Origin of the sequence: Thermococcus indicus (assembly GCF_006274605.1) — an archaeon.
GTDB lineage: Archaea > Methanobacteriota_B > Thermococci > Thermococcales > Thermococcaceae > Thermococcus > Thermococcus indicus.
Map to the genome: position 1 here is coordinate 1,997,131 of NZ_CP040846.1, position 11,657 is coordinate 2,008,787.

Sequence of the window (11,657 nt, forward strand, 5' to 3'; positions counted from 1 at the left end):
AAGGGCCTTTTCCTACCCTTTTTTCAGGTGATGGAATGGTTAAACGGGCCGTTGCTCTGACGCTCATCCTGCTGGTGTTCTCATCCTTCATGCTTCCGCTCTCCTCCGCACAGGATACGAAGGAGGGGCCAAAGTACGACCTTATAATAGTGAGAAACGATGATTTAATCGATTATATCATCGCTCTACCCTACGCCAAGATGCTGGACGTCCCGATACTGCCCGTGAACCGCGAGGAACTCGATCCCGGAACAATCGCCCAGCTCCAGAGCTACGCCCAGTTCGGCTGGAACCACGTCCTTATAATCGGTGACTCCCAGGCCATCAGCGACAAGGTTCAGGATGAGCTCCTTGAGATGGGCTTCATAGTCGAGAGGATAGGCGGTGCGGTTAGGACTGAAACGGCGGCAAAGCTGGCGCTGCACTTCTATCCCAACGGACACGACACGGTCGTCGTCGCCAGCTCCAGCGACTACGGCTCCGCTTTGGCGGCCGCGAGGTGGGCCATGATATACGGATACCCCTTCCTCCTGACCCAGGAGGATGCCCTCTCTGACTCAACCGCCGACGCCATACGGAAGCTCCACCCGGATCTCGTCGAGCTCATGGGCGCCGGCATGTCCAAGGACGTCCAGAAGAAGATAGAGGCGATGGGATACCAGACCTACTGGGTCCGTGAGAACCTTGAGATAGAGATACCCGCCCAGCCCAAGGAGACCAACTGGGTGATGATAGCGGCCGCGGTGCTGCTCTCACTGGCCGTGGCGGTTCCGGTTTCGCTCTACTACGCCAAGAAGAAGTGGTCCGCCAACAGGGTGCCCATTGAGGTGCTGACCGAGAAGGAGCGCATAGTCGTGAACGCCATACTCGAGAAGGGCGGTACGGTCAAGCAGGAGGAGCTGCCGGAGCTGACGGGCTACTCGAGGCCGACGATAAGCAGGATCATCCAGGAGCTGGAGAAAAAGCAGCTGGTCGAGAGGGAGAAGGTGGGGAAGACCTTCATCGTGAAGCTCACGAAGGAAATAATAATCCGGGATTAGCGGTCGGAAAGCCCTACCGCTCATCACTTTTTTCAGCCCTGGCCGTTCTCCTCATCCCGCGGGATGTTAAAGAACCGAAACTGGGGAAAATGGCGGGAGAATAGGAGATCACTTCCGGAACAGGTGCCCGTGGGCCCTGTTCACGTGCCTTGTGTAGTCCTTGGATGTTCTGAAGAGCATTCCACAGCGCGGGCAGCGGTAGTAGCGGGTGCCGTCGCGGTCGTGGAATATAACCGCCTTCAGCTCCGCCACTTCCACCACCTCCAGACCTAGGTGAGAAAAGTCCTTTTAAAATTTTACGGAGGGATAGGGGAGGAGAGGGGAATCAGACCCATATCCTGTTGCCCTTCACCTTCAGGTAGCCGAGGCTCTGGAGCTCCTTGAGGAAATCCTCTATGGCATCTTCGTCGAAGTATATGTTCACCCTCTCGCGCTCGCCCTCAACGACTATCGGCTCCCTCTCCATTATGGCATCCATCAGTTCGTTCTTGCGCCTGTGCCTCTCGGCCAGCTCGAGTATGACGTCCGCCAGAACCGAGCGGGCTATGCCGTCGAACATCGCCTCGACAACGCTTTCCTCCGTGGCGTACTCCTCCGCTATCTCAAGCGCCGCCTCGACCAGCTCCCTATCGACCTCAATAACCTCGACGAAGTACCTCTTTTCGAGGGTGTACTCCGTCACCATGCCCGTTTTGAAGCGCTCCTCGATGTCCTCCAGGTACTCCTCGATATCGTCTATGGGGAAGCGCAGCTCCACCTTGAGGACGTCCAGGGGCACCGTTTCGTTCAGAACGAGCGTTCCGTCTTCCTCGGCAACGGCCCCGGCTTCCATAAGGGCAGTGACCACTATCAGCTTTCCGAGGTCCGACTCATCAAAGAGCCTCTCCAGGCTCTTCTTCTCCCCCACATTCCAGTCCCTGGTTATCTCTTCGTACGCGAATCTGAGCTCATCCAGGGCGGCCTCAACGGGCTCTATCCCCTCCGCTTTCTCAAGGAGCTCGGCGTAGGTTCCCTCTATGACGACGTAGTGTGATATCTGGGGGGAAACCTCCTCCCGGGTTCTGTTCATTATTCCCGCCCTGCTCAGCTCCCTGGAGAGGGCGTTCATATCCTCCCTGCTAAGGACTTCCAGCCTCAATCGCCTCACCGGAGGTAAAAACGGTGGAGGAGGTTATATATTTTCCTCCGAAAAGCCGATTAACTCCCCACCAGCCCCGACAGGAGCGCCCTGAGCGGCCGGTTGTTCAGTCTTTCGAGGGTTTCCCTCACCTCGTCTTCGAGCTCCGGGGAGTAGTTTGAGTAGAGGTAGAGTGCGTAGGCCATGAGCTTCGGGTCTCCCTCGGCCATCTCCTCCACAGAGCCCGCAAGAACCGGGTTGTTCAGTAGCTGCTCGGCTATGGCCCGCATCATCTCCCGATCATCCCTTTCGACGGCCTCCCTCAGCGGCCGGTAGAACAGCGTTAGAACGTCCCTTGCGAGCCGCTCCCTCTCCTCAAACTCCTCCATCGGGGTTTTCGGCTTCTCCCTCCCGCTCCATAGCAGGTACACCGCGGGCGCGGCCAGGAGGACCAGGGCGATGACGATGTAGGGGAGCAGGGGGACGTTGAAGTAGTAGGGGAGGCGGTTCCTCATGAGGAGCAGAGCCAGAGTTCCAATGAGCATCCAGACCCCCATGAAGATAAGGTAGTACACCGTGTAGTCCTTCCTCTGGAGGGCGCGGTACCTCACGGGAGCGCCTATCTCCTCCAGGTATCTAATCCTGTCCTCTGCCATTTGAATTTCCGCTTCGAGGCGCTTTATGCGCCTGTCTATCTCGGCGAGGACTTCTTCCTTCCCCATTATCATTCACCCACCAGCAGGCGGGCTATCTTCTCGCTCACCACGCTGAGTATGGCCTCCCGTTCTGGTTATCCGCTACTTTTGGAACTTGCGAACCAATCGTAGCGGATAACCTTCCCCACTCCCATCTTCATCGTGGGGCTTTCGGGGGGAACGGGGACTCCCCACATCTTCAGGGCTCTCAAGCGGATATTCCAAGAGCCGATAACGTCCCTATCGGCCTCAAAACCACACTTCGAACACTTCAAAACCCTGCCCCCATTCGGGCTTAACTTACCCCCACATACCGGGCACAGGGAAGAAGTAAAAGCCGGATTAACGAAAACAACCCTCACACCCCTCAGTTTAGCCCTGTATTCTATAATGCTCTGAAGCTTCCGAAAACTCCAGCGGTGAAGTCTCCCATTCATCTCAGTCGAATACCTGATTGACTCCCTGATTTCCGTTAAATCTTCAAGGGCAAGACCACCGTATTTTTCCGCCAGCTCAACGATTTTATTAGCTAATTTGTGATAAAGGTCGTTAAGCCTGTTCCTCTCACGCCCACCGTATTTTTCGAGAAGTTCTTTTCTCCTCCCTCCAGCCCTAAGTTTCTTCTGGATTTTCCTCCTCTTCACGAAGTATCCAGTCCTAATCTCCCGCTCGTGGGTAATGATTTGAACGAATTCCCCGTTTGGAAGGGAGAGGGTAACGTTATTCTCGTTCAAATCCACGCCGACGAAGGTTTTAGGCTCGCCAACTTCAACTTCTCTCGAAAAAACAACGTTGAGGAAAATTCCCTTTGGCGTTCTAACTAACCACGCTTGCCCAACCTTCCAGTCCTTGAACTTCTCGTGGTATTTGGCCGGGTAAAACTCTAACTGAACTCTTCCTCTAGGAGTGGAGAGTTTTGAGGTTTTGCTCTCCAAATCGAGTTTGAACAGGTGGTCGTCGAGCATAATGACTTCCTTCTTAAAAACAGGCTTCCCCTTGGCTTTTCCCTTCTTCTTCCGCTTTCTGAAACTTTTGAAGATTGATGTAGCCATCTGGCAAGCCGTGTAAAGGTAATGGCTTGGCAGTTCTGGATACTCCCTCCGAAGGCTCTTGTAAGTCTCCCTCTTCAGCCGGTAAAAGCTGGTAACGTTGTTCTCGAAAGCGTAAGTGATGAGGAAGTTCACAATCTCCCGATAAGTGGAGAAAAGGTCGCCTAACCCTTCGGGTGTTTCCTTGAGTTTGAATCTTGCTGTGAGTTTGATGGTTTCACTCGGCATTTTCCAGCTCCTTTTTTGTTTTCTTAATCCAATCCTTGATTGCCTCTTCAATTGCAACGCTTAAAACTCCTCTTTTATCCCCATAACGTTTTTTAGCGAGTTTTTTGAACTCTTCAAGGGTTTCTTCACTTATGACGAAAGTTGCTTTAGGCATTACTAACCACCATCAAAGGAATACTAAGTGAGAATATTTAAACCTTGTGCCAACAAAACCAACAAAAGTTACGAAAGTTACCAACTAAGAAACAGCCCCTTCTCGGCGGTGGCGAGGGACGGGTCGTCGTTCACCCCGTCGGGGAACAGCTCCAGACCGATGTCCCTCTTTATGCGCCTTACCTTTGATTTGCTCTTCCCTCCTGTGGCCCGCTCCATCTTCACGAGCTCCGGCCTTACCGCCAGGATGACGGAGGTCTCGTCCTGGCCAGCGTGCCCCTGGCTGGAGCATATCGAAAGAACGTCCTCCCTGAAGTCTATCCACCAGTTGATGAGCCAGACCTCAACATCGGGAAACTCCTCGGCCACCTCCTCCGCCGCCAGAACCAGCGGCGAGTAGTTGCCGCCGTGCCCGTTGAGGAGGACTATCCTTCTAAACCCCTCGGCCGCGAACTCGCGCATTATTCCGTGCATGTATGCTTTGAAGGCGTCGCCCCCCACGTTTATCGTTCCGGGGTAAACGTTGAGAACGAACGTGTGTCCATACCAGACTGGGGGGGCTATCAGAACCTCGCGGCCAAGCTCTCTGACCCTCTCGTCCACGCGCTTCGCTATCTCGAGCGGGGCGAAGGTGTCGGTCCCCAGAGGGAGGTGTCTCCCGTGGGCTTCAACGCTCCCGACGGGGATAACAACCGTATCAACCCGTCGTTTAACCTCGTCAAAATCCGGCCAGGTGAGTTCTTCGAGCCTCATTTCCATCCCCTACAGGTTTTGCATCACGCTCTCATAAGCCTTTTCTATACCCTCGGTGACCCGCTTCCATGAGTAGCGCTCCTCGACGGCCCTCCTGCCGTTGTTTCCGAGCCATCTTCTGAGGCTTTCGTCAAGGAGGAGCTTTTGAATGGCGTTTCTCAGCTCGAGTTCGTTGCCGGGGGAAACCAGAAGCCCGCTCTCGCTGTTCCTGATTATCTCCGGGATTCCCCCAACGTCCGTGGCGACCACTGGAACCCCCGCGGCCATGGCCTCCAGGATGACTATCCCGAAGGCCTCCGCCGTGGTGGAGGGAAGGACGAAAACGTCGGCCATGCCAAAGAGCCTCGGGAGGAGGGAGTCATCGACGTAGCCAAGGAAGCGAACCCGGTCTTCTATCCCGAGAAACTTCGCCTGCGCCCTCAGGAACGGAAGCATCTCCCCCGAACCCGCCATGACGAGCGTTGCGTCGGTTATCCCCGAGAAGGCGTTTAGGAGGACGTGGGGGCCCTTTCTCGGCGACATCCTGCTCACGTAGAGGACAACGTCTCCCTCGATGCCGAGCTCCTTCTTAAGGCACTCCTTTTCCCCCTCGTTCAGGGGCCTGAAGACGTCATCGTCCACCCCGTTGGGGATGATCCTCACTGGAGCGTCCGTGAAGTGCCTTATGAACGCCTCCGCCGCCCTGCTGACGGCTATTATCTCGTGGGGATACTTCAGGTACCTGCCGAAGAGGGGGAACGTCAGGCCGAGGGCCTGCCAGAGGCGGGACTCGTGGGAAAACGAGATGCTGTGCGTAGTTAGAAGGGTCGCCTTCCCCAGCTCCCTGCCGGCTTTGACCGCCTTGAGGGCCAGCGGGGTGAAGGCGTGGTGCGAGTGGATAACGTCGAAGTCCTCAAGGAACCCGTTGAGCTCCCTGGTGGATTTCAGGCTGTACGAGAGGTTCACCTCAAGGACCGGGCTGATGACCCCAGGGATTTTCACGAGTTCGATTCCTTTCTTCTCCAGCTCTTCTTCCTTCCCCGTTTTCCTGTCGTTCGTGACCACGGCAACCTCGTATCCCCTCTCCCTGAGCTTCAGGGCCAGGTGGTGCATGTGACTCGCAACGCCACCCACCTTCGGGTAGTACCAGTCGCTCACCAGTGCGATACGCAATCACATCACCCCTGATGCCCTGAGGAGCAGGGTCGTGACCATCGCGGCGTCAATGAGCCGGTAATTGGTGCGGAGGCCGTAGACGGCGATTCCGAGGAGGCCCAGGGAGGGCTGTGCTCCCGCGAGGACCAGCCCCACCGCCCCAGCCGAGAAGACAAGGACGAGGGTCTCCGAGAGTCCCCTGCCGATGACTATCGGCGTCGTCCTGAGGCCGGCTTTGAGGTCGCTCTCGTAGTCCTCCAGGTGGTTTCTGAGCTCGAGGGCCAGGGAGTAGAGGAACACCGCGGCGGCGATGCTCCACTCTTCCATTGTGATTGAGCCGTCAAGATAAGCCCCGTAGAGGAAGGGCAGGGCGCCGAAGAATGCCCCGTGGGAGAGCACGTCAATCACCGGCCGCGCCTTGATCCTCGGCGGGGCCGAGTAGACGGTCGCCAGCAGGGTCATCGACAGGTACATTACCAGCTCCCCCGTTCCGAGGGTGGCCGCGAGCATCAGCCCCAGCAGTGCCATGGCGAGGGAAGAGGCAAGCCCTGCCCCAAAGCCCAGCTCACCGCTGGCGACGGGGTTTTTCTTCCTCTTTCTCGGGTTTATCGAGTCGGTATCTGCGTCGAAGCAGTTGTTTATCGCGAAGGCATAGGCCACGTAGAGGACGAGTGAAACCAGGAACATGAGCACACGGGTGACATCGGGGATGGTTCCCAAACTGAATGCGAGACCCAGGAGGCCCATGCCTATGAACGCCCTCCCATCGAGGATTCGAGCGTTTCTGATAACCGCGCGGAGCATGGCGGTACCTCCAAAAAGTTTTAGAAAAGCCGTCAGGCCCTCTCAAGGAGGTCCCTGACGTACTTGGGCATCTGGAAGAGGGTCTCGTGCCTCTCCGGGTCGTAGTAGTAGAGCTCGAGCTCTCTTCCCCTCTCGACGTCGACCTTCCTGAAATCGATGTCGCCCTTCACGCCGACCAGGAAGCTCCAGGGCGATGCGTAGCCTATCACCGGGAAGCTGAAGTAGTAAACCCTGTCGAAGACCTTCTTCATGGCTTTATATGCGTCGAGGAGCTCGTTCGTGAAGAGGTAGACGCTTCCCGCCTGGGTGATGTAGAGGCCCCTCTCGTTGAGCTTCTCGTAGGCTGAGCGGTAGAATTCCTCGCTGAATAGAAGCTTCGCCGGGCCAACGGGGTCCGTGGAGTCGACTATTATGACGTCGAAGCGCTCGTCGGCTTCCCTCAGGTACTTAACGCCGTCGCCAATGATGAGCTCCCCCCTGGGCTCCCCCTTCTTTATGAGCCTGTCCAGGAGCTCGGAGGCAACGTCGAGGTAGAGGTAGGAGGCCTCGACGACGCCCTCGTCTATCTCCACCATCGTGGCCTTTTCAACCGTTTTGTGCCTGAGGACTTCCCTCAACGTGCCGCCGTCGCCTCCTCCTATGACGAGCACTCTCCTCGGGTTCGGGTGGGCGAGCATGACTGGGTGGACTAGAACCTCGTGGTAGCTCTCCTCACCAACCTCGACGAGCTGAACCGTCCCGTCGAGGACGAGCAGCTTGCCGAAACCCTCCGTTTCATAAATTTCGAGGCGCTGGTACTCCGTCTGCGTCTCAAAGAGTCTCTCCTTGACCTTGAAGCCAACGCCGTAACCGCGAGGGTACCATTCGATGAAAGCCCTTTCCTTCTCGTTGTATCCCATGAGTCTCACCGCCCTTAGGTAGGGCACGGGGTTTTAAAGCTTGAGGTTTTCCCCGCCGAAGAAATTTTTATCTTATCGGGCGGGAAGACTCCTTCCGGAAGGGAGGGGATGAAAGCCCGAAAGTCTTAAATGCAAGGCCTATTAAAAAATAATAGGTGGTTTTCAACGTACCTCACCCAGAAGAACCACCTCAGGGTTGACAAGAAGATTTACAAAATCCTTCGGACGCTAACCCACCTATCCAAAAGCCTCTACAACCTAACTCTCTACGCGGTTAAACAACACTACAAGCTGAACGGCACTTTTCTCCCCTACGCCAAAGCCTACCACCTCGTGAAGGACAGTGAGCCTTACAAACTCCTGCCGAGTCAGGCGGCACAGCAAACGATGAAAATCGTGGAGAGGAACTTCCGCTCCTTCTTCCACGTCCTCAACGAGCGGAAAAAAGGCAACTACAACCGCCCGGTAAGACCGCCGAAATACCTCCCCAAGGACGGCCACTTCGTCCTCATCTTCCCATACCAATCCTTCAGGATTAAAGGAGACAAAATAATCCTGTCCCTCGGCAGGAACTTCGCCAGAAAATACGGGGTTAAACACCTCGAATTCGCCCTCCCAAAGAATGTTAAGGGCCACAGGATTAAGGAAGTCCGTATCCTGCCGAGATACAATGCGTTATGGTTCGAAATCGAGTACGTTTACGAGGTTGAACCCGAGAAGAGGGAGCTGGACTACTCAAAATACCTCGCCATCGATTTGGGTGTTAACAACTTTGCCACCTGTGTTTCCACCATCGGGACGGCCTTCATCATCGAAGGCCGGGGGTTGAAGAGCTTTAACCGGTGGTGGAACAAGGAGAAAGCCCGCCTCCAGAGTCAATACGACAGGCAGGGCGTAAAGTTCGGAAAGAAGATGGCTTGGCTTTTGAGGAAGAGAAGGAACGTGGTTAACGACTTTATGGACAAGGCTGTAAGCCACATCGTGAACTACTGCCTCGAAAACGGAATTGGCAACATTGTCATTGGAGAACTGAAGGGGATAAAGCAGAACGCCAACCTTGGAGATAAGAACAACCAGAATTTCCAGTACATTCCGTTCGGTCTTTTCAAGCGGAAGCTGAAAGCCAAGTGCGAGCGTTACGGGATTAACTACGTTGAGGTTGACGAGGCCTACACGAGTAAGGTTGATGCTCTCGCTTTGGAGCCGATTGAGAAAAGGGGGAAATACCTCGGGAGGCGGGTGAAGAGAGGGTTGTTCCAGTCCTCGACCGGAGTGCTGATTAACGCTGACGTGAACGGTGCGTTGAATATTTTGAGGAAGGTAGCCGGCGATTCGCCCGTTCGGGCGATAGCCGGTAGTGGCCGTGTGAACCGGCCCGTGAGGGTGAGGCTACCTTGGGGTGGTCTCACTCCTCACGAAACCCCGTCCGCGAGGGCAGGGTAGTTCACAAGAGCCCACCTGGAGACCACGGGTGATGAATCCGAGAACAAGGCGTGAGCTGGCCCAAAAACTTGAGATGGCGAGGGATGAAATCGAGGAGGGGTTCAGGTACGGCGTTCCCCACCTGGTGGGTGAGATCAGGGATGCCCGGGATAGCAACGATGGTTCTCCCAGCCTGACTCTCTCCGTGGTGGTCTTTGAGAACGCGAGGCACAGCTTTGTCATCCGGGAGGATGGAAGCACCTTCTTCATGTATCCCGCCGAAAATTCGAACCACCGGAGGCTGTTCTTCAACATATGGCGCTTTCTAGAGGGCAAGGGCCACAGTGAGAGCCACTTTGAGCCGGGGATGCATATTCGGGGAATACTGAGAAGTGCCATCCAGCGAGCGGGGTTCGAGGTTCTGTGGATGAACGTCCGCCCGGCCGGCAGGGGGGAGTACATCGACGTCTGGGCCACTAAGGATGGTGCCAGGTACAGCATGCTTTTCGAGAAAATATCCTCCGGGGAATACGTTCTCCTGGAAATTGAGAAAGTATGAAAAAAGTTCAGTACGGGAACATCACCACGACGGCCAGTGCCGCGGCGGGCTTGTCCTTGACGGTTATGCTCGCGCTCGCGACCTTGAACTCCGCCAGCTTCCAGCCGCGGACGGCGAAGCCCTCCTCAACCATCTTCCTTACCATCTCTTCGGCCTCTTCCTTCGTGCAGTAGCCACTGTACTCGTAGATGAGACCGCCCTCGTTGTTCTCGCTGATGCCGATTCCGAGGGCAGCGCTTATGGTCATCCCGGGTTCGTCGCTCTCGATGTGGGCGTAGACCGTCGGGAGGAGCATGCCTATCGGCACGTCGTGAACCTCGTCGATCCACTCTATGTGCGCCGGAATGACGCTGCTCAGCCTGACGAGGTTAACGTTCCCTATGCCCAGCTTGAGGAGCGCGTTGTCAAATGCGTTCAGCTTGGTTCCGCCCTCCGCGGCGGCGGCACCTATAAAAGCCCTCTTGGGGGTTGTCCAGCTCATCTCAGCTTCCTCCTTTCTTCTCTCACTTATATGGCGATTATACGGCAAAGCAACGGTTCACTTACTCGCTACTCTGCGGGCGGCTTAAAAACGTTTCGCTATATCTGAAAGGACCTCTGATGGCCCGCCTCGCGGCTAGACCTCAGAGGTGAAGCAGGATTGAGCACTATGCGGCACTGCTGGCCCTCTTTTTCTGGTGGTGGTTCACCGCCCTTCCCAGCGTTGCGGAGGCGAATATGCCAAGCACGCTGGCGAGGGATGCCATGGCGTACATGTGCTCGCTCAGAACTCCCGAGACGAAGCCAATCTCGCCCATGAGGAGGCCAAGAACGCCGAAGCTCGCTATTCCGGCGCCCCTGACGAGGCTCGTGGGGATACCTTCCTTCCTTACTGCGAGGGCCGAAAGGGCCAGTCTGACGGTGTAGATGATCGCGAAAAACTCTATCACCACCAGAGACAGCTCGGTCTCGAAGTTAAGCCCGCGCCAGGCGAAGAATATCGGAGCGAAGATTCCATAGGTGACCCCGCTGACTATCGTGGTCAGCCTGTCGTACTGCTTGGTGCCGACGAGGTCGCTGTGCATCATTAAACCGGCGAGGAAGCCGCCTATGCTGAAGTGCATTCCTATCTCCTCGCTGATGAAGGCGAGTGAGGTCGAGAACACCATGAAAAGGCCAAACACTGCCTCGTCGCTCCTGAGCCTGCGGAGGAAGCGTATTATGCGGACCTTCTGCTTTATGCCGAGGAGGTAGTTGATGTAGAGCAGGGTCCCCACGAAGACGAGGTCCTTCAGCACGCTCGACAGTATAGGCCCGTAGTCGCCGGGGCTCTCGTGGAACCTTATGACCATGTAAACGAGGAACAGCCCGAATATCTCGCTTATCACCGCGTAGGAGAGGGCCACATGGAGGAAGTCGCTCCCGAAGAACCTCTTGAGCCTGAGCACTATCGGGGCCGAGGCCGTCGAGAGTATTGCCGCGGATATGATGTTGTCCGAGCTAATGATCCAGCCAGTGAAGGGGATGGTGACGAGGAACATAACCCCGTAGGTTAGGATGTACAGGGGCAGGGTTCTCTTTCCCGCGTAGTGGAGCTCCTCTGGAGTTACCTCCAGGCCCGCGGATATCATGAGGAAGAACAGGCCCAGCTCCGCCAGAAGGGCCATCTGGTCCCTGGGCATGTCTATCAGGATCGCGCTCAGTATCATTCCCGCGGTGATTTCACCGAGAAAGCCCGGGTAGCCCAGCCTCTCGAATCCCTCGGCCAGAAGCCTCGCGAAGGCTATGATTACGAAGACGTACCCTATGATTTCCATGGGCGTAC

14 protein-coding genes are annotated in these 11,657 nt (G+C 56.0%); 3 read left to right on the forward strand and 11 right to left on the reverse strand.

Annotated features, from left to right (window positions below; translation table 11 throughout):
* The first annotated feature begins 35 nt into the window (after positions 1 to 35).
* Positions 36 to 1,040, forward strand: coding sequence for a cell wall-binding repeat-containing protein (locus tag FH039_RS10845; RefSeq protein WP_139681327.1), 1,005 nt, complete (start codon positions 36 to 38; stop codon positions 1,038 to 1,040).
* A gap of 108 nt (positions 1,041 to 1,148) precedes the next feature.
* Here the strand turns inward: FH039_RS10845 and FH039_RS10850 are convergent, their stop codons facing one another.
* From FH039_RS10850 to speE, 9 genes are all read right to left on the reverse strand, one after another.
* Positions 1,149 to 1,301 carry a DUF7128 family protein gene (locus FH039_RS10850; protein WP_240703224.1) on the reverse strand — a complete coding sequence of 51 codons (153 nt, stop codon included), beginning with the start codon at positions 1,299 to 1,301 and terminating at the stop codon, positions 1,149 to 1,151.
* Positions 1,302 to 1,365: 64 nt separating this feature from the next.
* The gene (locus FH039_RS10855) at positions 1,366 to 2,178 is read right to left on the reverse strand and encodes a PIN domain-containing protein (protein WP_139681843.1); all 813 of its coding nucleotides are present in this window, start codon (positions 2,176 to 2,178) and stop codon (positions 1,366 to 1,368) included.
* Positions 2,179 to 2,237: 59 nt separating this feature from the next.
* Positions 2,238 to 2,885, reverse strand: a complete 648-nt coding sequence (locus FH039_RS10860) for a hypothetical protein (protein WP_139681328.1) — start codon at positions 2,883 to 2,885, stop codon at positions 2,238 to 2,240.
* A gap of 62 nt (positions 2,886 to 2,947) precedes the next feature.
* Complete coding sequence (locus tag FH039_RS10865) at positions 2,948 to 4,129, reverse strand: RNA-guided endonuclease InsQ/TnpB family protein (protein ID WP_139681329.1); 1,182 nt, start codon at positions 4,127 to 4,129, stop codon at positions 2,948 to 2,950.
* Positions 4,119 to 4,283 (reverse strand): hypothetical protein, encoded by a 165-nt coding sequence (locus tag FH039_RS12215; protein ID WP_162840167.1) that lies wholly within the window; start codon positions 4,281 to 4,283, stop codon positions 4,119 to 4,121. Before FH039_RS12215 ends, FH039_RS10865 begins: the two co-directional genes overlap by 11 nt.
* Before the next feature lie 77 nt (positions 4,284 to 4,360).
* Complete coding sequence (locus tag FH039_RS10870) at positions 4,361 to 5,035, reverse strand: creatininase family protein (protein ID WP_139681330.1); 675 nt, start codon at positions 5,033 to 5,035, stop codon at positions 4,361 to 4,363.
* A 9-nt stretch (positions 5,036 to 5,044) separates the two neighbouring features.
* Positions 5,045 to 6,187: a glycosyltransferase family 4 protein gene (locus FH039_RS10875; protein WP_139681331.1), complete on the reverse strand. Its 1,143-nt coding sequence runs from the start codon at positions 6,185 to 6,187 to the stop codon at positions 5,045 to 5,047.
* Positions 6,188 to 6,973, reverse strand: coding sequence for a UbiA prenyltransferase family protein (locus tag FH039_RS10880; protein WP_139681332.1), 786 nt, complete (start codon positions 6,971 to 6,973; stop codon positions 6,188 to 6,190). It abuts the gene before it with no gap.
* A gap of 32 nt (positions 6,974 to 7,005) precedes the next feature.
* Positions 7,006 to 7,872: a polyamine aminopropyltransferase gene (gene speE / locus FH039_RS10885; protein WP_139681844.1), complete on the reverse strand. Its 867-nt coding sequence runs from the start codon at positions 7,870 to 7,872 to the stop codon at positions 7,006 to 7,008.
* 129 nt (positions 7,873 to 8,001) lie between these two features.
* Between speE and FH039_RS10890 the strand changes: the two genes are divergently transcribed.
* Both FH039_RS10890 and FH039_RS10895 read left to right on the forward strand, forming a co-directional pair.
* Positions 8,002 to 9,315 carry an RNA-guided endonuclease InsQ/TnpB family protein gene (locus FH039_RS10890; protein WP_168188407.1) on the forward strand — a complete coding sequence of 438 codons (1,314 nt, stop codon included), beginning with the start codon at positions 8,002 to 8,004 and terminating at the stop codon, positions 9,313 to 9,315.
* Positions 9,316 to 9,346: 31 nt separating this feature from the next.
* Entirely contained in the window at positions 9,347 to 9,853 is a 507-nt protein-coding gene (locus tag FH039_RS10895; RefSeq protein ID WP_139681333.1) for a hypothetical protein, read from the forward strand.
* 7 nt (positions 9,854 to 9,860) lie between these two features.
* Here FH039_RS10895 and FH039_RS10900 read toward each other — a convergent pair whose 3' ends face one another.
* Both FH039_RS10900 and FH039_RS10905 read right to left on the reverse strand, forming a co-directional pair.
* Positions 9,861 to 10,334: a pyruvoyl-dependent arginine decarboxylase gene (locus FH039_RS10900; RefSeq protein WP_014013405.1), complete on the reverse strand. Its 474-nt coding sequence runs from the start codon at positions 10,332 to 10,334 to the stop codon at positions 9,861 to 9,863.
* 166 nt (positions 10,335 to 10,500) lie between these two features.
* Positions 10,501 to 11,649, reverse strand: coding sequence for a cation:proton antiporter (locus tag FH039_RS10905; RefSeq protein ID WP_139681334.1), 1,149 nt, complete (start codon positions 11,647 to 11,649; stop codon positions 10,501 to 10,503).
* Positions 11,650 to 11,657 lie beyond the last annotated feature (8 nt).

Coding starts and splice junctions, on each gene's coding strand:
- FH039_RS10865 (WP_139681329.1), bottom strand. CDS start 4,129: ATGCCGAGTGAAACCATCAAACTCACAGCAAGATTCAAACTCAAGGAA.
- FH039_RS10900 (WP_014013405.1), bottom strand. CDS start 10,334: ATGAGCTGGACAACCCCCAAGAGGGCTTTTATAGGTGCCGCCGCCGCG.
- FH039_RS10880 (WP_139681332.1), bottom strand. CDS start 6,973: ATGCTCCGCGCGGTTATCAGAAACGCTCGAATCCTCGATGGGAGGGCG.
- speE (WP_139681844.1), bottom strand. CDS start 7,872: ATGGGATACAACGAGAAGGAAAGGGCTTTCATCGAATGGTACCCTCGC.
- FH039_RS10870 (WP_139681330.1), bottom strand. CDS start 5,035: ATGAGGCTCGAAGAACTCACCTGGCCGGATTTTGACGAGGTTAAACGA.
- FH039_RS10890 (WP_168188407.1), top strand. CDS start 8,002: ATGCAAGGCCTATTAAAAAATAATAGGTGGTTTTCAACGTACCTCACC.
- FH039_RS10905 (WP_139681334.1), bottom strand. CDS start 11,649: ATGGAAATCATAGGGTACGTCTTCGTAATCATAGCCTTCGCGAGGCTT.
- FH039_RS10845 (WP_139681327.1), top strand. CDS start 36: ATGGTTAAACGGGCCGTTGCTCTGACGCTCATCCTGCTGGTGTTCTCA.
- FH039_RS10895 (WP_139681333.1), top strand. CDS start 9,347: ATGAATCCGAGAACAAGGCGTGAGCTGGCCCAAAAACTTGAGATGGCG.
- FH039_RS12215 (WP_162840167.1), bottom strand. CDS start 4,283: ATGCCTAAAGCAACTTTCGTCATAAGTGAAGAAACCCTTGAAGAGTTC.
- FH039_RS10860 (WP_139681328.1), bottom strand. CDS start 2,885: ATGATAATGGGGAAGGAAGAAGTCCTCGCCGAGATAGACAGGCGCATA.